Annotated in this window: 21 protein-coding genes; 11 read left to right on the forward strand and 10 right to left on the reverse strand. The window is 68.4% G+C overall.

All coding sequences use genetic code 11. From position 1 onward, the window contains the following. Positions 1 to 112 precede the first annotated feature (112 nt). The gene (locus BLR21_RS43245) at positions 113 to 1,702 is read right to left on the reverse strand and encodes a serine/threonine-protein kinase (protein ID WP_256334908.1); all 1,590 of its coding nucleotides are present in this window, start codon (positions 1,700 to 1,702) and stop codon (positions 113 to 115) included. Between the two features lie 241 nt (positions 1,703 to 1,943). Between BLR21_RS43245 and BLR21_RS24405 the strand changes: the two genes are divergently transcribed. The 7 genes from BLR21_RS24405 (at position 1,944) to BLR21_RS24435 (ending at position 11,910) form a co-directional block, all read left to right on the forward strand. Beyond that, on the forward strand, positions 1,944 to 3,920 hold the full coding sequence (locus tag BLR21_RS24405) for an alpha-1,4-glucan--maltose-1-phosphate maltosyltransferase (protein ID WP_090008619.1): 1,977 nt from the start codon (positions 1,944 to 1,946) through the stop codon (positions 3,918 to 3,920). A gap of 32 nt (positions 3,921 to 3,952) precedes the next feature. After that, complete coding sequence (gene treS, locus BLR21_RS24410; protein WP_090008621.1) at positions 3,953 to 5,761, forward strand: maltose alpha-D-glucosyltransferase; 1,809 nt, start codon at positions 3,953 to 3,955, stop codon at positions 5,759 to 5,761. A 7-nt stretch (positions 5,762 to 5,768) separates the two neighbouring features. Next, positions 5,769 to 7,079 (forward strand): maltokinase N-terminal cap-like domain-containing protein, encoded by a 1,311-nt coding sequence (locus BLR21_RS24415; RefSeq protein ID WP_090008623.1) that lies wholly within the window; start codon positions 5,769 to 5,771, stop codon positions 7,077 to 7,079. Between the two features lie 3 nt (positions 7,080 to 7,082). After that, positions 7,083 to 9,251 (forward strand): 1,4-alpha-glucan branching protein GlgB, encoded by a 2,169-nt coding sequence (gene glgB, locus BLR21_RS24420; RefSeq protein ID WP_090008625.1) that lies wholly within the window; start codon positions 7,083 to 7,085, stop codon positions 9,249 to 9,251. A 112-nt stretch (positions 9,252 to 9,363) separates the two neighbouring features. Further along, complete coding sequence (locus BLR21_RS24425; protein ID WP_090008627.1) at positions 9,364 to 10,734, forward strand: neutral zinc metallopeptidase; 1,371 nt, start codon at positions 9,364 to 9,366, stop codon at positions 10,732 to 10,734. Between the two features lie 4 nt (positions 10,735 to 10,738). Continuing rightward, entirely contained in the window at positions 10,739 to 11,452 is a 714-nt protein-coding gene (locus BLR21_RS24430; RefSeq protein WP_090008629.1) for a DddA-like double-stranded DNA deaminase toxin, read from the forward strand. Continuing rightward, the gene (locus BLR21_RS24435) at positions 11,449 to 11,910 is read left to right on the forward strand and encodes an Imm1 family immunity protein (RefSeq protein ID WP_176929771.1); all 462 of its coding nucleotides are present in this window, start codon (positions 11,449 to 11,451) and stop codon (positions 11,908 to 11,910) included. Before BLR21_RS24430 ends, BLR21_RS24435 begins: the two co-directional genes overlap by 4 nt. Before the next feature lie 42 nt (positions 11,911 to 11,952). On the opposite strand, the gene BLR21_RS24440 is transcribed toward BLR21_RS24435, so the two are convergent. From BLR21_RS24440 to BLR21_RS24450, 3 genes are read right to left on the reverse strand one after another with little or no spacing between them, the layout of a single operon-like run. Continuing rightward, positions 11,953 to 12,657 (reverse strand): hypothetical protein, encoded by a 705-nt coding sequence (locus BLR21_RS24440; protein WP_143027857.1) that lies wholly within the window; start codon positions 12,655 to 12,657, stop codon positions 11,953 to 11,955. Beyond that, the gene (locus BLR21_RS24445) at positions 12,654 to 13,115 is read right to left on the reverse strand and encodes a DUF6114 domain-containing protein (RefSeq protein WP_090008634.1); all 462 of its coding nucleotides are present in this window, start codon (positions 13,113 to 13,115) and stop codon (positions 12,654 to 12,656) included. Before BLR21_RS24445 ends, BLR21_RS24440 begins: the two co-directional genes overlap by 4 nt. Next, the gene (locus BLR21_RS24450; RefSeq protein WP_090008636.1) at positions 13,106 to 13,696 is read right to left on the reverse strand and encodes a DUF6230 family protein; all 591 of its coding nucleotides are present in this window, start codon (positions 13,694 to 13,696) and stop codon (positions 13,106 to 13,108) included. The genes BLR21_RS24445 and BLR21_RS24450 overlap by 10 nt, the downstream gene beginning before the upstream one ends. Positions 13,697 to 13,878: 182 nt before the next feature. Between BLR21_RS24450 and BLR21_RS24455 the strand changes: the two genes are divergently transcribed. Together BLR21_RS24455 and BLR21_RS24460 are read left to right on the forward strand one after the other, a co-directional pair. Next, on the forward strand, positions 13,879 to 15,321 hold the full coding sequence (locus tag BLR21_RS24455) for a neutral zinc metallopeptidase (protein WP_256334909.1): 1,443 nt from the start codon (positions 13,879 to 13,881) through the stop codon (positions 15,319 to 15,321). 32 nt (positions 15,322 to 15,353) lie between these two features. Then, positions 15,354 to 16,148 carry a helix-turn-helix domain-containing GNAT family N-acetyltransferase gene (locus BLR21_RS24460; protein ID WP_090008639.1) on the forward strand — a complete coding sequence of 265 codons (795 nt, stop codon included), beginning with the start codon at positions 15,354 to 15,356 and terminating at the stop codon, positions 16,146 to 16,148. Between the two features lie 372 nt (positions 16,149 to 16,520). Here BLR21_RS24460 and BLR21_RS24465 read toward each other — a convergent pair whose 3' ends face one another. The 3 genes from BLR21_RS24465 to BLR21_RS24475 form a co-directional block, all read right to left on the reverse strand. Next, positions 16,521 to 17,495, reverse strand: coding sequence for a tetratricopeptide repeat protein (locus BLR21_RS24465; protein ID WP_256334910.1), 975 nt, complete (start codon positions 17,493 to 17,495; stop codon positions 16,521 to 16,523). Continuing rightward, positions 17,492 to 18,316: an SCO6745 family protein gene (locus BLR21_RS24470; RefSeq protein ID WP_090008853.1), complete on the reverse strand. Its 825-nt coding sequence runs from the start codon at positions 18,314 to 18,316 to the stop codon at positions 17,492 to 17,494. The genes BLR21_RS24465 and BLR21_RS24470 overlap by 4 nt, the downstream gene beginning before the upstream one ends. A gap of 143 nt (positions 18,317 to 18,459) precedes the next feature. Then, positions 18,460 to 18,765 carry an MTH1187 family thiamine-binding protein gene (locus BLR21_RS24475; protein ID WP_090008855.1) on the reverse strand — a complete coding sequence of 102 codons (306 nt, stop codon included), beginning with the start codon at positions 18,763 to 18,765 and terminating at the stop codon, positions 18,460 to 18,462. A gap of 51 nt (positions 18,766 to 18,816) precedes the next feature. Here BLR21_RS24475 and BLR21_RS24480 point away from each other — a divergent pair, with 51 nt between their 5' ends. Then, positions 18,817 to 19,314, forward strand: a complete 498-nt coding sequence (locus tag BLR21_RS24480; protein ID WP_090008643.1) for a MarR family winged helix-turn-helix transcriptional regulator — start codon at positions 18,817 to 18,819, stop codon at positions 19,312 to 19,314. Positions 19,315 to 19,357: 43 nt separating this feature from the next. After that, a complete protein-coding gene (locus BLR21_RS24485; protein WP_090008645.1) occupies positions 19,358 to 19,966 on the forward strand; it encodes a phosphotransferase in 609 nt (202 codons plus the stop codon). Here the strand turns inward: BLR21_RS24485 and BLR21_RS24490 are convergent. The 3 genes from BLR21_RS24490 to BLR21_RS24500 all read right to left on the reverse strand — a co-directional run bounded on the left by BLR21_RS24490 (position 19,938) and on the right by BLR21_RS24500 (position 23,524). Then, positions 19,938 to 20,261, reverse strand: coding sequence for a DUF3817 domain-containing protein (locus BLR21_RS24490; RefSeq protein WP_090008647.1), 324 nt, complete (start codon positions 20,259 to 20,261; stop codon positions 19,938 to 19,940). The two genes, BLR21_RS24485 and BLR21_RS24490, sit on opposite strands and share 29 nt — an antisense overlap. 166 nt (positions 20,262 to 20,427) lie before the next feature. After that, complete coding sequence (locus BLR21_RS24495; RefSeq protein ID WP_143027858.1) at positions 20,428 to 21,222, reverse strand: hypothetical protein; 795 nt, start codon at positions 21,220 to 21,222, stop codon at positions 20,428 to 20,430. Positions 21,223 to 21,313: 91 nt separating this feature from the next. Beyond that, a complete protein-coding gene (locus tag BLR21_RS24500; protein WP_090008651.1) occupies positions 21,314 to 23,524 on the reverse strand; it encodes a helix-turn-helix transcriptional regulator in 2,211 nt (736 codons plus the stop codon). Between the last annotated feature and the right edge of the window lie 7 nt (positions 23,525 to 23,531).

Raw genomic sequence — 23,531 nt, forward strand, 5'->3', positions numbered from 1 at the left:
CTTACCTGCCGCCCCTGAGTGCCTGACAACGTTCCCGGTCACACCTGCAACGACTTGCAGAACCGGTCAAGACGGGGACGTGCCGTGAACAGCCCATACGCGCCGCTTGGCGTCAGCCCCGTTGCTCGCCCGTGATCAGCAACCTGTCTCCCTTACCGGAGATCTCGAGGGTGTACTCCGGCGTCGTGACCTCGTTCGTCTCCTTCTCGGTGAGCTCCAGCACCACCGTGACCGTGAAGTCCCCTTCACCGTCGGACTGGACGAGCGGGGTTCCCCTGATCGCGACCTTGCTGAACTGACCCCAGTGCTCCTTCTCCGAGGCGAGGCCCGGTGCCCGGCCGGGGTCCCAGTCGTTGCGCGCGGCCTCCACGTTCGACGGCAGCTTCGCGTAGTGCTGCTTCGTGAAGGTCGTGACCTGAGCCTGGGTGAACTTGGTGGCCGGCGGCTTCGACGACGGCGGCTGACTCGGCTTGGTCTGCGACGGCGTCTGCTTCTCGGTCGTCGGCTTCGGAGCGTTGGTCGTCGGCTGGTCGTAGGTGGGCTGCTCGGTCTGCGACGTGGTCGTCGGCGACGAGCCGGGGCCGGCCCCAGTCGAGCTCTTGTCCCCGTAGGCCGAGATGATCGCGTAGGCGGCGCCGGAGATCAGGAGCACGCCGAGCACCGCGGCGGCGACCGCGAGGCCCCGGTTGCTCTTCTTCGGCTCGGGCTCCGGCTCGTAGTCGCCGTAGTCGTCGTCATAGGTCGCGGGCAACGGCGCGGGCGGCTGGGTGCGCGGCGCCTGCGGGGGCATCGTGCGCGGCGGGCCCTGCATGGTGCCTGGACCCGCGGCGCCCAGCACGGCGGTGCCGGTCGGCGGCGTCATCGGGCGCGGCGGGATCACGCGGGTGACGGGAACGGGGACGCCGGACGCGATCGCCTTCAGTTCCTCGGCGGCCTGGGCGGCGGTGGGGCGCTGCGACGGCTCGTTCGCGAGGAGCCGGGTCAGCAGGCCGGTGAGCGGGCCCGAGCGCGTCGGCGGGCGGGTCTCGCCGCGCGCGACCTTGTAGAGCAGGCCCAGGTCGTTCGTGCTCTTGCCGAACGGCGGTTCGCCCTCGGTCATCGCGTAGATCGTCGCGCCGAGCGAGAACACGTCCGAGGGCGGTGCGGGCTCGGCACCGCGGGCCAGTTCCGGCGCCAGGTACGCGGGAGTGCCCGCGAGCATGCCGGTCTTCGTCACGGCCACGTCGCCCAAAGCGCGCGAAATGCCGAAGTCGGTGATCTTCACCGTGCCGTCGCGTCCAATGAGGACGTTGCCGGGTTTGATGTCGCGGTGCACGATGCCCGCGCTGTGTGCGGCGGCCAGCGCGCCGGCGGCCAGCGAACCGATCCGCGCCGCCTCCTGGGCGGGCATCGGGCCGCGCTCCAGGATCGCGGAGAGGTTGCGGGACGGCAAATACTCCATGACAAGACAGGGCTTGCCGTCTTCGACCACGACGTCGTACACGGCGATCGCGTTCGGGTGCTGCAACCGGGCTGCGATGCGGCCTTCGCGCATGGCACGCTGCACGGCCTCATGGAACTCGTTCGACTCGACATCGTTGAGAAGCAGCTGCTTGACCGCCACGTCACGGTGCAGGAACTCGTCGCGTGCTCGCCACACGACACCCATGGCACCGGCGCCGAGCTGATCGAGCAGGACGTAGCGACCTCCAAGCTTGTTCACGCGCGCACGGTACCTGTAGCGCTCTCTTAACACGGTGAGTTGTACGGGAAGCGTCCAATGAGAAAGACGCCGAGCGAGGAGAACGTGGACGAGAGACCCTGGACACGATCAGCGCTTGAGGTGTGCGATCGACAGTGGCGGGGTACGGATCCAGATGGGGTAACCCGCTGTCAGATGGCTTGATCGAGCAAGGCAGGATTTACGCATCAACGCGAAGCGATACGGCGGAAGGGCGCTGCCGATGAGCGGACGGCTCGGTATCGACGAGGTATCCCCGGTGGTGTCGGCTGGCAGGTATCCAGCCAAAGCCGTTGTGGGAGAACACATTCCGGTTGCAGCCACGGTGTGGCGCGAGGGACACGACAAACTCGCGGCCACAGTCAGCTGGCGCGGACCGAACGACCGAGTCGCTCGTCAGACCCGCATGCACGAGGTCGGAATCGGCCTCGACCGGTGGGGCGCGACAGTGATTCCGGACGCCGAGGGCGCCTGGACGTTCCGGATCGATGCGTGGAGTGACCCCTGGGGTACCTGGAACCACGCCGTTGAGGTGAAGATCGCGGCGGGACAGGGTCCCGGTGACCTCGCAAACGATCTTGAGATCGGCGCCGGACTACTCGATCGGGTGGCAAGGCGACCCGATCGGCGTCAAGAGCGAGCACTTCTCACGTCCGCGGCGGCGGCGTTGCGGGACGAGGACCGGCCGCTCGCCGAACGCGTCGCGCCGGCCTTCGCGGCCGACGTGCAGAAGGTGATGTTCGAGCACCCCGTGCGCGAGCTGCTCACCAAGGGCAAGACGCACAAGATCTGGTGTGACCGCAAGAAGGCCGCCTACGGCTCCTGGTACGAGTTCTTCCCGCGCAGCACCGGCGGGATCGACGAGACCGGCCAGGCGGTGCACGGCACCTTCGCCACGGCGACCAAGGAGCTCGACCGGGTCGCGGCGATGGGCTTCGACGTCGTCTACTTCCCGCCGATCCACCCGATCGGCCGGGTCAACCGCAAGGGCCCCAACAACACGCTCGTCGCGACGCCCGAGGACACGGGATCACCGTGGGCCATCGGCGCGGACGAGGGCGGGCACGACGCGATCCACCCGCAGCTCGGCACGATCGAGGACTTCGACGCGCTCGTCGAACGCGCCACCGAACTCGGGCTCGAGGTAGCGCTCGACTTCGCGCTGCAGTGCGCGCCCGACCACCCGTGGGTGCTCAAGCACCCGGAGTGGTTCACGACGCAGCCCGACGGCACGATCGCGTACGCCGAGAACCCGCCCAAGAAGTACCAGGACATCTACCCGGTCAACTTCGACCTCGACCCGCAGGGCCTCTACCACGAGGTGCTGCGCGTGGTGCTCTTCTGGGCCGAGCACGGGGTGCGGATCTTCCGGGTCGACAACCCGCACACCAAGCCGCCGGACTTCTGGCAGTGGCTGATCTGGAAGGTGAAGGAGGTCTACCCGGACACGCTGTTCCTGGCGGAGGCCTTCACCCGGCCGGCCCGCCTCTACGGCCTGGCCAAGCTCGGCTTCACCCAGTCCTACACGTACTTCACGTGGCGGACGGGCAAGCAGGAGCTGATCGAGTTCGGTGAGGACGTCCGCGACCACTGGGACGAGGCACGGCCGAACCTCTTCGTGAACACGCCGGACATCCTGCACGAGTCGCTGCAGCACGGCGGCCCCGGGATGTTCGGGCTCCGCGCGGCGCTCGCGGCCACGCTCTCCCCCACCTGGGGGGTGTACAGCGGCTACGAGCTGTTCGAGCACGAGGCCGTGAAGCCCGGCAGCGAGGAGTACCTCAACTCCGAGAAGTACCAGTTGCGGCCCCGCGACTACGCCCGTGCACTGGCGGACGGTCGCAGTCTCGAACCGTGGCTGCGCAAGCTCAACCACATCCGCAAGGCGCATCCCGCGCTCCAGCAGATGCGCACGCTGAAGTTCCAGAGCATCGAGAACGACGCGTTGGTCGCCTACTCCAAGCGTGACCCGGAAACGGGCGACACGGTCGTCGTCGTCGTCAGCCTCGACCCGCACAACACGCAGGAGGGGACGTTGTACCTCGACCTGCCCGACCTCGGGTTCGACTGGCACGAGCGGGTGATCGCGCACGACGAGGTCACCGGCGAGACGTGGGACTGGGGACAGGCCAACTACGTCCGCCTCGAGCCGTGGCGTGCCACCGCGCACGTCGTGAGCTTGCAGCGCCGTTTCAGCTGATCACCCGCACAACCCCCGACGAGGTGGGAACCATGGCCGACGACTCCCGTCCCGACGCTGCGCTCGGGCTGGAAGGAACACCGCACACCGGAGAGGCCATCGACGACGCCGGTTTCCTGGTCGAACCTCAGGCTGAGGACTTCAAGTCGGCCAGGCCGGCATCGGCGAACCCGAGCTGGTTCAAGGGCGCTGTCTTCTACGAGGTGCTGGTCCGCGCCTTCAGCGACTCCAACGGCGACGGCACCGGCGACCTCCGCGGTCTCGCCTCGCGCCTGGACTACCTGGAGTGGCTGGGCGTCGACTGCCTCTGGCTGCCGCCGTTCTACGCCTCGCCGCTGCGCGACGGCGGGTACGACATCAGCGACTTCCGGTCGGTGCTGCCGGAGTTCGGCACCGTCGAGGACTTCGTGTACCTGCTGGAGGAGGCGCACCGGCGCGGGATCCGCGTGATCACCGACCTCGTGCTCAACCACACCTCCGACGCGCACCCGTGGTTCCAGCAGTCGCGCCAGGACCCGACCGGCCCGTACGGCGACTACTACGTGTGGAGCGACGACGACTCGCGCTACAGCGACGCGCGGATCATCTTCGTCGACACGGAGTCGTCGAACTGGACGTACGACCCGGTGCGCGGGCAGTTCTTCTGGCACCGCTTCTTCAGCCACCAGCCGGACCTCAACTACGAGAACCCGGAAGTGCAGGAGGCGATGCTCGACATCCTGCGGTTCTGGCTCGACCTCGGCATCGACGGGTTCCGCCTCGACGCCGTGCCGTACCTCTTCGAAGAGGAGGGCACGATCTGCGAGAACCTGCCGCGCACGCACGAGTTCCTGAAGAAGTGCCGCAAGGTCGTCGACGACGAGTTCCCCGGCCGGGTGCTGCTCGCCGAGGCGAACCAGTGGCCGTCGGACGTGGTCGAGTACTTCGGTGACCCGGAGATCGGCGGCGACGAGTGCCACATGGCGTTCCACTTCCCGCTGATGCCGCGGATCTTCATGGCGGTGCGGCGCGAGTCGCGGTTCCCGATCTCGGAGATCCTGGCGCAGACGCCGGCGATCCCCGAGAACGCCCAGTGGGGCATCTTCCTGCGCAACCACGACGAGCTCACGCTCGAGATGGTCAGCGACGAAGAGCGCGACTACATGTACTCGGAGTACGCCAAGGACCCGCGGATGAAGGCGAACATCGGCATCCGCCGGCGGCTCGCCCCGCTGCTCGAGAACGACCGCAACCAGCACGAGCTGTTCACCGCGCTGCTGCTGTCGCTGCCCGGCTCGCCCGTCCTGTACTACGGCGACGAGATCGGCATGGGCGACAACATCTGGCTGCAGGACCGCGACGCCGTGCGCACGCCGATGCAGTGGACCCCGGACCGCAACGCGGGCTTCTCGTCGTGCGACCCCGGCCGGATCTACCTGCCGGTGATCATGGACCCGGTCTACGGCTACCAGGGCCTGAACGTCGAGGCACAGCTCAACAGCTCGACGTCGCTGCTCAACTGGACGCGGCACATGATCGAGGTGCGCAAGCAGCACCACGCGTTCGCCGAGGGCGACTTCAGCGAACTCGGCGGCTCGAACCCGAGCGTGCTCGCCTACAAGCGGCAGTGGAAGCGCCCGGACGGCCGCGAGGACATCGTGCTGTGCGTGAACAACCTGTCGCGCTTCCCGCAACCCGTCGAGCTGGACCTCTCCGAGCATCGCGACTACGCGCCGATGGAGCTCACCGGAGGTGTCAAGTTCCCCGCGATCGGGGAACTCCCTTACCTGTTGACCCTCCCGGGTCACGGTTTCTACTGGTTCCAGCTGGTAGAGGCGGGCGACGACGGTGAAATGAGGTGAATCGCCCGTGACCGATCCCCACGAACTGGTCGAGAAGCTGACCGCCTCGCTACCCGATCTGCTCCCGGCCGCCAGGTGGTTCGGCGGCAAGGACAGGCCGATCACGGCCGTCCGTCCACTGCGGACGACGGTCGTGGACGGCGACCTGGTGCATGTGGTCTTCGAGGTCGAACAGCCAGGACGGACCGAGAACTACCAGGGCGCGCTGAGCCTGAGCACCGGCGCCTGGGACGTGCTGCTCGACCCGGAGCACAACGGTGTGCTGCTCGACCGGATCGTGTCCGGGTACACCGTCGACGGCATCACGTTCGCGCACGAGCCGGGCACCGAACTGCGGCCGGGCCTGCGCGGGCGGCCGATCGGCGTCGAGCAGTCCAACACGTCGCTGATCTACGGCCAGCAGTACATCCTGAAGATCTTCCGCAAGCTCGCGAACGGCGAGAACCGCGACCTGACGATGCACCGAGCGTTGCGGTCCGTCGGTTGCGAGCACATCGCGCAGCCCCTGGGCTCGATCTCGGCCACGCTGAACGGCCAGCAGATCACGCTCGCGATGCTGCAGGAGTTCCTGCCGGACGCGGTCGAGGGCTGGGACATGGCCAAGACCTCGGTGCGCGACCTGATGGCCGAGGCCGACCTGCACGCGTTCGAGGTCGGCGGCGACTTCGCGGGTGAGGCGCAACGCCTCGGCCACGCCGTCGCGAAGGTGCACGCCGATCTCGCCGCGGCCCTGGGCACGCGGATCGCCGACGAGGACGCGATCGACCGTGCCATCAGGGGCATGCAACGGCGCCTGGGCGTCGTGCTGGAAGCGGTGCCGGAACTGGGCCGCCACGAGGAGCCGTTGCGCGCCGCGTTCGCGGAGGCGCGCCACCACATCGGCGCGATCCCGATCCAGCACATCCACGGTGACCTGCACCTCGGCCAGGTGCTGCGGACCGTGCACGGCTGGCTGCTGATCGACTTCGAGGGCGAGCCGGCGGCCGAGGTCGAGGACCGCCTCGCGCTGCGGTCGCCGTTGCGCGACGTGGCGGGGATGCTGAGGTCGTTCGACTATGCGGCCAGGCAGCTGCTCATCGGCCAACCGGACGACGACCAGCTCGCCTACCGTGCGATGGAGTGGACGAAGCGCAACCGGGCGGCGTTCTGCGCCGGCTACGCCGAGGTGGCGGACGACCCGCGGGACCACGCGCACCTGCTGCGCGCTTTCGAGCTGGACAAGGCGGTCTACGAGGTCGCTTACGAGCACGCCAACAGGCCGGAGTGGTTGACGGTTCCGCTGTCGTCGATCGCCCGGATGACTTCTGGAGGGAACTGAGCCGTGAAGGCCGACCTGGACCGACTCCTGTCAGGTGCGCACCACGACCCGCACTCGGTGCTGGGTGTGCACTCCGTCGGCGACCAGGTGATCGCGCGGACTCTTCGCCCAGGCGCGACGTCGGTCGCGGTGGCCTGGGGCGACAAGCAGGTCGAGCTGCCACGCATCGCCGACGCGCTGTTCGAGGGTGAGCTGCCGGAGCTGCCCGGCGACTACCGGTTGCTGGTCAGGTACAACGGCGGCCCTGCGGTCGAGGTCGACGACCCGTACCGCTGGCTGCCGACCGTGGGCGAGCTGGACCTGCACCTCATCGGCGAGGGCCGGCACGAGCGGCTGTGGGACGTGCTCGGCGCTCATGTCCGTTGCTACGAAACGGCTTCCGGTGACGTCACCGGTGTCTCGTTCGCGGTGTGGGCGCCGAACGCGCGCGGCGTGCGCGTGACCGGTGACTTCGACGGCTGGGACGGGCGCGCGAACCCGTTGCGCTCCATGGGTTCCAGCGGTGTGTGGGAAGTGTTCCTGCCGAACGTCGTGGTGGGCTCGCGGTACAAGTTCCGCATCCTCGGCCAGGACGGCGTCTGGCACGAGAAGGCCGATCCGATGGCTTTCGCGACGGAGGTGCCGCCGCAGACGGCCTCGGTCGTCACGCGGTCCGAGTACCAGTGGGGCGACGCGGAGTGGGAGGCCCGGCGCGAGGCCACGCACTGGGCGAACGCGCCGATGTCGACCTACGAGGTGCATCTCGGCTCGTGGAAGCCCGGTCTCGGCTACCGGGAGCTGGCCACCGAACTCGCGGACTACTGCGCGGACATGGGTTTCACGCACATCGAGATGCTGCCTGTGGCCGAGCACCCGTTCGGTGGTTCGTGGGGCTACCAGGTCACCTCGTACTACGCGCCGACCTCGCGGTTCGGGTCGCCGGACGACTTCCGGTACTTCGTCGACACGCTGCACCAGCGCGGCATCGGCGTGCTGGTCGACTGGGTGCCCGCGCACTTCCCGAAGGACGCCTGGGCGCTCGCGAAGTTCGACGGCACGGCGCTGTACGAGCACGCCGACCCGCGTCGTGGCGAGCAGCTCGACTGGGGAACGTACGTCTTCGACTTCGGGCGCAACGAGGTCCGCAACTTCCTGGTGGCGAACGCGCTGTACTGGATCGAGGAGTTCCACCTCGACGGTCTGCGCGTGGACGCCGTCGCGTCGATGCTCTACCTCGACTACTCGCGGCCCGAGGGCCAGTGGCTGCCCAACGAGTTCGGTGGCCGGGAGAACCTCGACGCGGTGCGGTTCCTGCAGGAGCTGAACGCGACCGTGTACCGGCGGCACCCCGGCGTGGTCATGATCGCCGAGGAGTCGACGGCGTGGCCGGGCGTCACGCGGCCGACGCACCTGGGCGGGCTCGGGTTCGGCTTCAAGTGGAACATGGGCTGGATGCACGACACGCTGCACTACCTGTCGCGTGAGCCGGTGCACCGCTCGTTCCACCACAACGAGATGACGTTCTCGCTGGTGTACGCGTGGAGCGAGAACTTCGTGCTGCCGCTCTCGCACGACGAGGTGGTGCACGGCAAGGGTTCGCTGTGGCAGCGGATGCCGGGCGACGACTGGAACAAGGCCGCCGGGGTGCGGTCGCTGCTGGCGTTCATGTGGGCGCATCCGGGCAAGCAGCTGCTGTTCATGGGCGGCGAGTTCGGGCAGCGGGAGGAGTGGTCGGAGTCGCGGTCGCTCGACTGGCACCTCGTCGAGCAGGAGCCGTTGCACCAGGGCATCCAGGCGCTGACGCGCGACCTGAACTCGGTGTACAAGACGGCCGCGGCGTTGTTCTCGCACGACGTCACGCCGGAGGGGTTCCAGTGGATCGACGCGAACGACTCGGGTGGCAACGTCCTGTCGTTCCTGCGGATCGGTGAGGACGGCTCGACGCTCGCCTGCGTGGCGAACTTCTCCGGGTCGCCGCACCACGACTACCGCGTCGGCCTGCCGTCCCCCGGGCTCTGGAAGGAGCTCGTGAACACCGACGCCGCGCACTACGGCGGTTCGGGCGTGGGCAACCTCGGTGGCGTCGAGGCCGAGGCCAGGCCGTGGCACGGGCGGCCGTACTCAGCGATCCTGCAGCTGCCGCCGTCCGGGGTGCTGTGGCTCGTGCCCGACCAGGCTGCCGAGACCGGCTGATCCGTCACGTGGGCCGGTGAACCTGATCAGTCCGCCGCACGTTGCCCCTTGTATGCGCCTGACTTGGACGACTAGGACGCCCCAGGAGCCGGCCGGCAGGCACAATGGTCCCATGCGGCACCGGAGCATCGCGCTGATCGTCGTCACCGCCCTGCTTGCCGCAGGGTGCACAGCCCAGATCCCGGGGCGCCCGCGTGCCGCCAAGGTGGTGAAGAAGGAAGCGTCCACCGCCACCGTCCAGGTGCGCGGCTCGGACAACGGCCCGATCGACAAGCTGGCCGCCACCGCGCTCACGGACATCGAGGAGTTCTGGACCGAGTCCTTCCAGTCGACCTTCAACAAGCCGTGGAAGCCGCTGGGCGGCGGTTACTTCTCGGTCGACACGGCCGACGCCACCGCCAAGCCGCCACCGTGCACGCAGAAGGCCGCGGACGTGGAGGGCAACGCGTTCTACTGCCCGGCCGCCGACGCGATCGCCTGGGACCGCGCGTCCCTGCTGCCGGTGCTGCAGGACCGCTTCGGCGAGGCGGCCGTGGTGGTCGTCCTCGCGCACGAGATGGGCCACGCCGTGCAGAACCGCATGGGCATCACGCCCGAGGCCGAGCGCCGCGAGCCGGAGAAGTACCCGACGATCCTGACCGAGGCCCAGGCCGACTGCTTCGCGGGCGCGTTCGTGCGCAACGTGGCGGACGGCAGGTCGCAGCGCCTGGACATCAACGCGGACGCCCTGGACAAGGCCCTGGGCGCGCTGATCACGTTCCGCGACCCGGTCGGCACCTCCCCGGAGGACGACCAGGCGCACGGCAGCGCGTTCGACCGCGTGGCGGCCTTCCAGGACGGCTACGAGCAGGGCACGAAGTTCTGCGGCGCGATGTCGGTAAAGAACCGCCAGTTCACGCAGCGCGCGTTCACCAGCGACAAGGACCGTGCGAACGCCGGCAACCTGCCGTTCGACGACATGCTCGAAGCCGTCACGCCCGACCTCGACGGCTTCTTCAAGAACCTCGCCACGACCGCGGGCAAGACCTGGCCCTCGCCGCGCGCGGAGGCCTCCCAGACCGAACCGGACTGCTCCGGCGACCAGGGCCCCGTCGCGTACTGCCCGGCGGACAAGACGATCAAGATCGACACCAAGGACGAGCTACCGCTGCTGCACAGGGAACTCGGCGACTACGCGACGGGCACGCTGATCGCGACCAGGTACGCGATGGCCGAACTGGCCGTGCTGGGCAAGCCGACCGAGGGCGAGGACGCCTCCGCGGCGGCGTTGTGCCTGGCCGGCGCGTACACGGGCGCGGTGTTCCAGCGGCAGGACGGGTTCGGGCTCTCGCCGGGCGACTTCGACGAGGCCGTGACGGTGCTGCTGCAGTTCGACTACGCCGCCCGTGACGCCAAGGGCTCGAACGCCGTGGATCCCGGGTTCGAGCGGGTGGCTAAGTTCCGTGAGGGTGTGTTCGAGGGCGCGAAGAAGTGCGGCGTCTGAGGACTTGACCACGTTCGCGGACGTTGCCGCTGTTCTGGACCAGGTCGTTCGGAAGGTCGAAGACTCGATCGCGAGCCTGATGCAGGCGTCCGTACTCGCTGGCGAATGCCGGTCCCACTTCGCGGAGACGATGTGCGGAACCGCGGAGGAAGCTGAGGCCGATGCCGCCGTCGCATCGTTCGACGCAGTCAGTGACGGTGCGCAGGCACTGATCAGCGAGGCCAAGACCGCGCTGGAAGGTGTTGCCCGGGTCCGCGCATCGTTCGAGTCCGTGGGGAAGCCGGGGCACACAGCCCCCGCGCCGTCTACGGCAGAGCCGATGTCGCCAGGTGAGCAACCGTGGGTCATGCGCTCGCGAGCGCAACTGCCCGCTTATCAGACGAGCGGCATGTATCAGGACCCTGACGGACACAGCGACGTCGTCCAAAGTGGGCGCGAACCCGATGGCGAGCATGACCGCATCAATGATCACCTGGTTCGGCTGGGCATCGGCCGCCCAGGCGCAAGCCTCGAGGCTTCGAAACACGTCGAGGTCAAAGTCGGCTGGCGCATGCGGCTGACTGGGGTGAGCCACGCGGAGTTGGTCGTCAACAACGAGCTCTGCAACGGAGCGCTGTCCTGTGCTCAGTTGCTCCCTTTCGTGCTTGGACCTGGTCAGACGCTGACCGTGCACGATCCGGTACGTTCGCGGGTGTTTCGCGGAAAGGACGTGCGGTGAGTTACACGCTGGACATTTGGTACTACCACGGCGAAAACCGCGCTGACGAGCCCGAGTGCGTCCGTACTGCGTTGGAGCTTGATCGGGTGCTGGGTTACCTGATGGACCACCCGCAACCGCATCCCACCCAGATCGCCGCACAGGAGTTGCCGAGGTTCGGCGTCCTGGAGATCCCTGACCGCATGTTCAAGTTAGACGTCGACAAGGGCTTCGCGGCGCTGCACTACGTGGGACCAGACCCCGACGGAGAGACCGGCCAGTTCGGCTTCTGGGTCACGCGAGCCGTGGAGCCCGTTGACGACCCGCCGACGCTGTATGTCGACAAGGACAACAAGACGGAGTTCCCGCGTGATGCGGTGATCCTGGTGGAACACGTGCGAGACGCGCTGCTGGAGTTCCAGCGAACCGGATCCCGTCCCACCTGTGTGCAGTGGCAGGTCACGAACGCGACCTACTGAACGAAGCGGAAGCCCGCACCGGCTCGAGGCCTGGTGCGGGCTTCAGCGTCTGGCGGCCGGAGCCTGGTCGGACACCACGGAGATCCGCGCGCCCGGGATCGTCAGCGTTCCGCCGATCAGGTCCGTGTTGCGCACCGTGACCTCGGTGAAGGTCACGAACGGCACGTTCAGCGGCGGTGGGTGTGCCGCCGTGTAGTCCACCGGGATCTTGATCCCGAGGATGTCCAGGTTGCCCTTGAGCTGCACCGTGTACAGCTCGATGCGCCCCGGCGACACCGTGGACGTGCTGCCCGGCCGTGCGGCCGTGATGAGCTTGACGCCCGGCGAGATCTCGGCGGTCTGCACCAGGTCCTTGATCTTCATGTCCGCGGCGGTGAACTTCAGGACCTTGATGACCTGCCCGTTCAGCAACGCGTCGACGACCCCGACGAAGTTGAGGCCGCCCAGGTCGAGCCTGGAGGCCGTCAGGGTCCACTCCCGCCCTCCCGCCGCCACCGGGGCAGGGGCCGGTGGCGGGGGTGGCGGCGTCGAGGGCTCCGTGCTGGGCGGCGGAGTCGGCACGGAGGACGACGCCGGCGGTGGGATGGCACTGGTGCTCGATGCGGGTGGTGGTTCCGACGTGGTGCTGGTCGGGGCCGGTGAGCTGCTGCCGGGGCTGGACGACGGTGGCGGCTCGGTGCTCGACGGCGGTTGCAGCGCCAGCACCGCGACCATCGCGACGGCGGCCAGCGGCTGTGTTCGCATCATGTGGGTTGAACCCTCTGGGTCGTCTCCGGCTCCGGCTCTGGTTCCGCGTCCTCACGCCGCGCCTTCTTCGACCCCTTCGCCTCCTTCGGCTTCCTGGGTTCGTCCGTCCACGCGACGGCGAGCGCGCCGCCGAGCAGACTCAGGATGGTGCCGGCCAGGAAACCGCCGAGGTTGGTCACGACGAGCGCGACCAGTGACAGCAGCACCGCGACGAGGCCGGACGCCAGCCGGAACTTGGGCTGCAGCCACAACGCGGCCGCGCAGATCGCCAGCAACGCGCCGATCAGCAACGCGGAGACGCCGCCGATCGTCCTGATCGAGATGACCATGTCGCCGAGCTTCACGCCGACGAACGGCGGGAACAGGATGATGAGTGCGCCTCCGGCCACGAACAGGCCGGCCCAGAAGGGCCGGCCACGTCGCCACGCGGTGAAGCCGCGCCAGATCGTCAGAAGCACTCTTGCTTCCCCTGGCGAATGGTCAGGTTCATGCCTTTGAACCTGATGGTCTGGGCCGTGGTGGCCCAGGCGGTCTGCTTCAGCGAGGTGATGTTCGCCGTGTCGGCCTGCAGACCGAACGAGCCCGGCAGACCCCTGAGGTTCGCCGGTCCCTTGGTCACCTTGTTGGCGTCGATGCCGATCTCGGGGTTGCCGAGGACCAGGTCGCCGTTGAGGTCCGTGAGGTTGACGACCAGGTTGTCGGCGGACATGCCGCCCACACTGTCCGCGGTGATGCGCATCGTCACGTCACCGACGATCGGCATGCCGGGCACGAACACCGACTGGCAGAACTTGTCGAGCCTCGCCGTCTTGAACCCGCTGACCGCGACGACGTGCACCTTGCCCGCACCCGCGTCCACACCGCCGAACTGGACGAATCCCTGGCCCGTCAAGTTGTCGGCGGACACCTTGAAGTTGGTGCCGGACACCGCGAACGAGGCGGCCAGCGCTCCCTGGGACATGCCGAACAGGAGGGCACCGGCACCAACGGCACCGATACCGAGCACCCCGACGAACCGTGCCCAGCGCGTTCTACCCATACCGCCAAACTCCTTCCACGCCGAAGGCTTGCGGTAGGGACTGTGCGCCTCAAAACATTGGCGGTACAACGGAATCGAGTCCGAGCAGTCTTGAAATCACCCCAGAGGGTGAGGAATTTTCACGTTTGGCCGCAGGTACTGGCCGAATGGCCCTCCGGACCCGCTTAGTAGGGTCTGACCTCATGGGATTCGGACGAATCGCCGTCGCGCTGGCCGTGACCGCAACCTTGACCGCGTGCGCTTCCGTGGTCGACGGCGAACCGAAGGGCGAGCGCCCCGACCCCACGAAGGTCGCGGGCCTGGAGATCTCCAACGGCCCGTCCGGCCCCAGGAAGGGCGTGCCGGACGCGGACCTGAGCGTGGAGAACGGCGACGGCGGCGACATGGACCGCCTGGCCATCAACACCCTCGCCGACGTGCAGGAGTTCTGGAAGGCCGAGTTCCCCGCCTCGTTCGCGGGCAAGACGTTCGAACCGGTGAAGCGCCTCATCTCCTACGACTCCAACGGCAAGGGCGTCGAGGTCTGCAGGCTCGACACCACCGGCATCGCGAACGCGTTCTACTGCGCCCTCGACGACAGCATCACCTGGGACCGCGGCGAACTCCTGCCGATGCTCAAGGACTCCTTCGGCCCGATGGCCGTCGTCACCGTCCTGGCCCACGAGATGGGCCACGCCGTCCAGTACAAGCTCGGCCCGGCCTCCAACATCGGCGCCAACACGCCGTCGATCGTCAAGGAGCAGCAGGCCGACTGCTACACCGGCGTCTTCATGCGCTGGGTCGCCGAGAACAAGTCGAAGCACTTCGAACTCTCCACCGGCGAGGGCCTCAACCAGGTCCTGCAGACGATGTTCTTCATCCGCGACAGCGCCGGCACGTCGTTCGAGAAGCAGGGCGCCCACGGCAGCGCGTTCGACCGCGTCTCCGCCTTCCAGTTCGGCTTCACCCGAGGCGCCGCCCGCTGCGCCGAGATCAACGAGGCCGAGATCTCGAAGCGCATCACCGAGCGCCCGTTCGACCTCTCCGACACCGACCAGGGCCAAGGCCGCGGCAACGCCCAGGTCAACGAGGACAAGTACCTCAGGGCGCTGGAGGAGTCACTCCGCGACGCCTACAAGTCGAGCGGCGCGGCCTTCCCCGCCTTCGACAAGGCAGGCATCAAATCCTGCGCCGACGCCCAGACCACGTCCCCCGCCTCCTACTGCCCGGCGGTCAACCAACTCCAGCTCGACCTCCCGCAGTTGGTCAAGATCGGCACACCCCCGAAGAAGGGTTCAAAGGGCGGCATCGGCGACTTCGCCGCGTTCGCCGTAATCGCCTCCCGCTTCTCCCTCTCCATCCAGCACGCGACGGGCTTCAAGCTCGACGACGACGCCGCAGGCCAGCGCACCGCCTGCCTGACCGGAGCGTGGGCAGGCCTCACCAACCGCCCCAACGCCGCAGCGGGCCTGCGCCTGTCCCCAGGCGACCTGGACGAGGCAGTGGCAGAACTCCTGGCAGACGACAGCCTCATCGCGGCAGACGTCAACGGCAAAGCAGTCCCCTCCGGCTTCGCCCGCGTGGAAGCGTTCGGCGACGGCTTCTTCCGAGGCCTCTCGTTCTGCGTGAAGAAGTATTCGATTTGACCCTTTCATCGACCAACGTCGATACTTAGCAGGTGCTGACCGACGAAGCCACGACCTACGCCTCCTGGTTCGCGACACTTTCCGACCCGACCCGAGTCCGCCTGCTCCACCACGTGGCCTCGTCCTCGACCCCGGTCACCGTCGGCGAACTGACCACCCTGCTGGGCGTGAGCCAGTCCACCTGCTCACACCACGTCCGCAAACTGGCAGAGGTCGGCTTCCTCCACATCCAGCGCGAGGGCACAACAACCCTCGTCACGGTCAACCCGGCCTGCTGCACGGGCCTCCCCCACGCGGCAGACGCGGTGATGGGCGCCCTCTCCTCAGGCACGGTGACCCCGGTCGCAGGCGTCACCATCCGCACCATGACCACCGCGGACTGGACAGACGTCCGCCGCATCTACGGCGAAGGCATAGCCTCAGGCAACGCCACGTTCGAAACAGAAGTCCCGTCCCGCAGAACCCTGGAATCCAAGTGGCTACCGGACCACCGCTGGATAGCCGTGGTGGACGGCAAGATCGCAGGCTGGGCCGCAGCCACCCCGGTCTCGCCCCGCGAGTGCTACGCAGGCGTGATCGAGACCTCGATCTACGTGGCCGACGCCTCCCAGGGCAGGGGCGTGGGCAAAACCCTGCTGCACCACCAGGTCTCAGCCGCGGACGCCGACGACATGTGGACCCTGCAGGCGGTCATCTTCCCGGAGAACCGGGCCAGCATCGCCCTGCACCACAAAGCGGGGTTCCGCACAGTGGGCCTACGGGAACGAATCGCGAAGCACCACGGCGAGTGGCGAGACACAGTCCTTTTGGAACGCAGACGCCCTTAGCAGCCACCCCAAACGCGATGCCGGAGGCGAGCCGTCCTTACCGAACGGGCCAGGCGGTGGGGTCCCATCACGAGTCGCGCCATAGCTCTTGCTGCACCTGAGGGGTGAGGTCAAGTCGACACGCTTTTCGTCGACTTGACCTCACCCCTCAGGTGTGGCCCGCTCTTGGCTCGGCTCGTGATGGGACCCCACCGCCAACGCAACCCTCAAAGCAACGCGCAGCCGCCCAAACCAACAGGCGTGCCATCAACCCGCCCGTGGCGTGGACCCCCTGATCAGATTGCCGGGGGTCTGGGGGCAGCGCCCCCAGGGGAAGCAAGCAACAGCAAGGCCGCCCGCAACGCAACCACCCACAACAGCCAGCGAAACGCGTCAGTACAAAGCAGAAGCCAGCTTCCGCCGAGCCGCAGCAACCCGAGGATCATCGGCCGGGAACAACTCGAACAGCCCAACCAAATGCTGCCGAACCCGATCCCGATCCTCCCCATAAACCCGCCGAACAGTCTCAACCAACCGCGAGAACGCCTCATCAACCATCTGCCCGGCAACCTGGGCATCAGCAGCCGCAAGCTGAGCGTCGATATCCTCAGGCGCCCCATCAGCCTTGGCGATCACAGCAGGATCGACAGCCTCGGCCCGCTCAGCGAACCGAGCCTGCGCAAGCCCTTCCTTGGCCAGCTCATTCCCAGGCTCAGAGGCAAGAATCTCCGAGTAGTACCCCTGAGCAGCAACATAATCGCCCCGCTCAAAGGCCTCCTCGGCAGCAACGATCCGAGGATCCTCGACAACCTCTTCCTCGGCCGCAGGAACAGACCCAGCCCGAGCCTCCCCAGCCCGAATCCCGGGCAACCGCTCCCGCAGCGCGTCCAGCAACCGGGCGATCCACTCCGACAACTCGGCGTCGGCGATCGGCCCGGCAAAGGCGTCGATGGGCTGACCAGCGGCAACGGCGACGGTCGTGGGCACCGACTGAACCCCGAACGCCTGCCCGATCCGGGGCGCGGTCTCCAGGTCGACCCGCGCCAGAATCCAGGCCCCGCCGGACGCCGTGGCGAGCCGGGTCAGCGAAGCAGCAAGCTGCTGCGACTCGGGGCTGTAGGAGGCGCCCAGCAGCACCACGACGGGCACCTGCAGGGACTGCTCGACCACGGCCTGGAAGGAGGCCTCGGTGACGTCCACGATCCACGGCGCGGAACCGTTGTCGGGTGCGGGGGCACCACCGGCGGGGGGCGGCGTGGCAGCGGCGGTGCGGGCAGCGTCGGCTCGGGCCTTCAGGGCGCCCAGGTCTACGGCGCCGGAAAGGGCGGCGGACAGTGCGGCGGTCTTGCGAGGATCAGGCCTTGTCACGTGTTCCATCCTGGCACGGCTAGTTCCCGGACCGGGTCCAGGGCCATCGGGTTGACGCGCATCGCCTCGTTGGCTGAGGCGATGCGTAGAGCAAGCGGTGTCATCAGGTCGATGAACCGCTTTGTACCAAATGCACCCAGCGCTTCCCACGGTGCGAGAGCGGCCATGTCGGTCGCACGCTCTACTGCGGCAAGGTCGCCGGGCAGATCAGCAACTGCTTCCCATTCTTCGACAGTCCAACCACGCGCCGTGCGCATGTATGCCGGATCGAGGGAATGCTCACGCGCGTAGAGCGCAAGCGCTTGGCACGGGCCCACGCCCGCGGCCACGAGGGCTGCCACGTGGCCGTCGCCGCGGGCCTCACGCAGGATCGTGCAGGCGTGCCACAGGGCCAGATGAGGCTCGATGGGCCACGGCAACGCGCGGTTCGCGGCGGCCAGCGGACGCCCGGCTATGGGAGCCGCCAGTGCCGCCGTCCTGGCCAGCGACGCCGCCTCGGCGATCTCGGCCGTGTCCACCGAGCCCAGCAGGCGCCTCAACGCTCCGTCGGCGCCCTCCAGCCGCACCCGCAGGTACGTGGAGGGCGAGGCGACCGCCCACGCGTCCGGCAGCGCGCGGGACACCATGCGCGGTGCGAAGTTGTAGAAGACCGCCGTCACCAGTTCCGGCGACGCGGCACCCAGGGGTGCGGCGCGCATGCCGAAATAGCCCATCCAGCCGCCCTTGCAACCCAGCGCGTCCGTCGCCGCGCGGGATTCGGGCGTGAAGTACGTGACGTCGTGGTAGGGCTCGAACCTCAACCACAGTTGCCTCGCGTCCACGCCCGACACGCTAACCCAGTGAACGGCGGCGCACGGGTGCACTCACCGTCACGGCGTAGAGCTTTCGGCCATCCGAGGAGACGCGTTAAGCCTCCCGTCACACTCCACTCCCGGCCCGCCGGACACGGGCCACGAACGGCGTCTCACGGAGTGTCGGAGAGGTGCTCCTCGATGCGTTCGACCTTGGCCCTCAGTTGACCGGAGTAGCCGGGCCGGATGTCCGCCTTGAGCACGAGCGACACGCGCGAGGCACTGGCCTGCACGGCTTCCGTCGCGCGCTTGACCACGTCCATCACCTCGTCCCACTCCCCCTCGATCAGGGTGAACATCGCGTTCGTCTCATTGGGCAGGCCGGACTCCCGCACGATCCGGACCGCCTCGGCGACCGCCTTGGCGACGCTTCCGGATTCGTCCGAACCGGACGGAGCAACACTGAACGCGACAAGCACACGTGCCTCCTGCTGATCCACGAGTGGTACTGACTGGTAGCTTCCGTGCCCATGACACCGCTGCCGTTCGATCCGATCGCCCGCGCGGCCGAACTGTGGGACGACCGGGTGGGTTCCGCCACGGCGATGGCGGCCGTCACGAGCGTCATGCGTGTCCAGCAAATCATCCAGTCCGCCGTGGACGCAGCCCTCAAACCGCATGGGCTCACGTTCGCGCGCTACGAGGCGTTGGTGCTGCTCTACTTCTCCCGCAAGGGCGCGCTGCCGATGCGCGTGATGGGCGAGCGCCTGCAGCTGCACCCGACGAGCGTCACCAACATCGTCGACCGGCTGGAGAGCGACGGCCTCGTCCGCCGCACGCCGCACCCGACCGACCGCCGGACCACGCTGGTCGAGATCACCGATGCCGGACTGCAGCGGCGTGAGAGCGCGACCGCCGCCGTCGTCGACGTCAACCTGGGCCTCAAAGGCCTCACCGACCGCCAGACCGAGCAGCTCACCGACCTGCTCGCGAAGGTCCGCCGGGCCAGCGGCGACTTCGAGGATTAATTCGGTTGGGCGGTCAGGCCGGCCTGTGGCCTGATGAGCCCATGTGGGATCGACCGGGGGCGCGGTGATCAGGATGGTCGCCGCCCACGACGCTGCCCTGGTGCCCGAAGTGCTGGCCAGCGCGCCGAACCGCGTGCTGCTCAGCCAGGCCGAGGGCGCCAACTGCTGGCCGGTGACCCCTGCCCAGATCGAGGACGTCGTACCCCGCTGGGTCGCGGTCCAGCATGCACTGGCCGGGGAGGCGCGACTACCGCCGTCCGCCGTGCCGATGCCGGACTTCGGCCTGCCCGACACGCTCACGCACGGCGACTTCCACCCCGGCAACTGGCGCAGCAGCGGAGTGGTCATCGACTGGTCCGACGCCGCCTGGGGTCATCCGGCGCTCGACGTGTGCCGGCTCATGGAGTACGCCAAGCCCGAACTGCACGACCTGATCCGCCGCGTGTGGAGCGAGGCATGGCTCTCGCACCGCCCGGACAGCCGGCCGCTGGAAGCCCTGAAGGTCGCGCCCCGCGCGTCCCGGCTGCACAACGCGGTGAAGTACCAGGAGTTCCTCGACAACATCGAGGCCTCGGAACGGATCTACCACGAGGGCGACCCGCAGATCGAGCTCCGCGAGGCGCTCAGCGCTGTTCGGTGGCAGGCTCGCTGAGGCGGCCGGTCCTCGAGGCCCAGCGCTCGAAGATCACCGTGCCGAACGGCGGGATGCTCGACAGCAGGCCGAGGACCAGCGTGCGGGCGTTCCACTTCAGCGGGTCCTTCGTCATCAGCGTGACGAGGACGAAGGCGACGAAGACGAAGCCGTGGATCGGGCCGAAGATCTTGACGCCGATCTCGTTCTGCACGACGACGTACTTGAAGAACATCCCGAGCAGCAGGCCCGCCCAGGAGATGGCCTCGGCCAGGGCGAGGATGCGGAACCGTCCGACCACGCTGGAGAACGTCATGACTCACCATCATGAACCGTGACGGAGAGCACATGACCACCGGGCCTGTCCTATTCCTCCCATTTGAAGACGCCTCGTCGACGCCGTCGAGCATGCCGAGCGCGAAGAACGCGATGGTTCCCAGCAGCAGCAACGGGATCGCGAGCCACCCACTGCCCGGAGACGGTCAGCCGCCCGCGACGAGCAACGGGCAAGCGGTGTGCACGTCGTTCAACCTGCGTAGCGCCGCGGCGAACTGCTCGAAGCGGGCACGGGGAACGGCCGCGCGGACCTCGTTGATCACCTGCCACAGGTAGCGGTGCTCGGCGGTCTCCACGACGGGCTGCGGTGCGTGTCCGGGAACGTCGGCGGCGAACGCGAGGGCCACCTCCGCGGCACGCAGGCACGCGGTCGCGAGCGTCACGCAGTCCTCGGCGAGCGGGCAGTCGTCCTGCGCGCGCACGACACCGCTGACGGCGAACCGGACGGCCTGCATCAGTGCGAGGTAGAGGCGCTGGCCGGCCTGGGTGCGTTCGAGCGGGAGGTTCTCCGTGCCGCAGCCGGGTGTCACGACGGTCATGCCTACCTGGGGGCGGCGCAGCACGTGGTCGAAGAGCGCGGTCGGCGCCCAGAGCAGGGTGCGCCAGGAGTCCTCGGGGATCGAGGTGCCCATCCTGGCCGCGTTCTCCAGCACGTCGAGGTAGGCGATGAGGACGCCGGAGAGGAAGACGCCGCCGCGGTCGCCGCCGACCCGCACGACGCCGAAGCCTTCGTCGAGGCCGGAGTCCTTGGCCCAGTAGCCGGGCGTCCACTCGATGACGCCGCTGCTCGCGAGGACCACGCGCGCGAGGCGCTGGTGCACGGGCGACGCCGAGAGCACCGTGTCGTCCAGCCCCATCTGGACGAGCATGGAGGCGGCGTGCCGCAGGGACTCGCGCCGGCGCGGCACCAGGTCGGGGTGCAGCAGGCGGAACGGTTCCACGTCGCCCCCTTCCGTCGTCGTGCTCACGATGAACGGAGGGGGGCCGGAAGTCATCCGGATGAACCGCAGCGTTACGTCTCAGTTGGACGCGTCAATGCGACCGGGCCCAGGCCGCGAGCTGCGCGCGAGTCGAAAGATCCAGTGTGGTCTTCACGTTGTGCACGTGGGATTCCACGGTGCGGTGCGAGATGCCGAGCTTGGCCGCGACCTGCGCGTTCGTCAGTCCGCGCGCCACCAGTTCGACGACCATCCGCTGCCGGTCGCTGAGCACCGGGTGCCGCACCATCTCCTTGTCCAGCGCGGTTTCCAGGGCGTGCCGCGCGTCCATCGCCCGGCCCGCGCCGAGCGCTCGCTGGAATGCCGGTTGAGAAAGGGATTCCCGCGCGAGGTCCAGTGCGGCGGCCGTCTTCCGCCGCCACCAGGCTTCCGGCGGAACGACCCACGTCGTGCGCATCTGCTGACAGGCGACCAGAAGCCGCACGCCGAGCTCGTGCCGTCCGGACGCCATCGCGACCAGGCCACGGCCCTCGACCGACTCCAGCGCGGCCCGCGGTGTGTCCGCCGTCAGGCGCGCGCCCTCCGCGAACCGGGCGCCTGCCGTCACCAAATCCCCGCGCTCCAACGCGATGCAGCCCGCCGTGTGCACCGCGACGGCCACGACGTCCTGCCGTGCATGGACTCTGAGCACCGGCAACGCGCCCTCGACCAGCGCGGCGGCCGCGTCCACGGCGCCGTCGGCGAGCAGTCGCCAGCCGAGGTTGTGGCTCGACACAGCGACACTCACGTCGTTGCCGTTACGTACGCCGTGCTCGATCGATCGGCGCAACGCCGCTGCGGCATTCGACACGTCGCCCATGCCGTCGTAAGCGCCCGCTAACGTCCTGAACAGACGGCACATGATCAGATCCTGCTTGCCCGACTCCGCCGTCTCGATCGCCTCGGTGGCGTACCGCACCGCCTCGTCGTGCCGTTCCTCGTGACTCGCCAGCAGAGACGCGTACTCCAGCGCGAGGATCCGGTAGCGGGCGTCGGCGGGCGACTGGTGCAGCACCTGCATCAGCACCGCGCCGGCCTGACCGAAGCAACCGCGGTCGAAGCACACCCTGAGCAGCATCGTGGCGAGCATCAGCCGCCTGTCGTCCTGCGGTGCCACCAGATGAGCGAACGCGTACGCCACGTTGTCGTACTCCCGGTGCTGCGTCCTCACCTGCTCCGGAGTGAGGATCGACGACGAGACGCCGGGTTCGCCCTTCTCGCACAGCCACGCGATGATCCGTTCCGCCGTCACCCCGTGCTCGCCGTGTTCCTCCAGCCTTTCCCCGGCATAAAGGCGAACGGATTCGAGCATCCGGAACCGGCCGTCGGACTCCCGCACCACCAACGACTTCGCTTGCAACGCCGTGAGCAGCCCGATCACCTCACCGCCGTGCACGACCGCCGCGATGTCCAGCCCGAACCCGCCGGGCAGCAGCGCGAGCCGCCGGAACAGCTTCTGCTCGCCCTCGGTCAGCAGGTCGTGGCTCCACGCGATGGCCGCACGCAGGCCGTCGAGCAGGTCGAGCCGGTGGTCGAGGCGGTCCGCGAGCTCGGCCAGCGGCACGGACAGCTTCGCCGCGAGTTCGACGGCCAGCGGCACGCCGTCCAGCCGTGCGCAGATCGCCGCGATCACGCCGGGGTCGCCGCTGGTCCCGGCGCGTTCGACGAACAGCTCCGCCGCGTCGGCCATGCCGTGCAGCGGGTAGACGACCTCGCCGACGGACCTCAACGCTTCCCTGCTGGTCGCGAGGACCTGCACGCGCGGACAGCGCGACAACAGCGCGTCCACGACCGCGCAGCACTCCTCGGCGAGATGCTCGCAGTTGTCGACGAGCAACAGGATTCGCCGATTGCCCAGTTCCTGGAGCAACGTCGTCCGCAGCGCGACACCCGCACGTTGGTACACGCCAACGGCTTCCGCGAACGCTTCCACCACCTGCCCCGGGCGGCTCAGCCTGCCCAGCTCGACCGTGCGGACCTCGGCACGTCTGGCACGTCTCGCGAGCTCGACGGCGAGCCGCGTCTTCCCGATTCCGGCCGACCCCACGAGTGTGAGCATCCTGTGCTTGCGCAGCAACGAAAGCAGCTCCGCCAGCTCGCTCTTCCTGCCGACGAACGCGTCTTCGTAACCGGGCAGCTCGGCGACCACAGTGGACGCACCCGCGCAACGCCGGCGGTAGGCGCGCTGACGGCACGCGTTCGAGCAGTACCGCGCCCGCGACGGCAGGGGCGCGAACTCCGTGCCACAGCTCGCGCAAGCGCCCATCACGTGA

Source organism: Lentzea albidocapillata subsp. violacea, from assembly GCF_900100275.1.
Lineage (GTDB): Bacteria > Actinomycetota > Actinomycetes > Mycobacteriales > Pseudonocardiaceae > Lentzea > Lentzea violacea.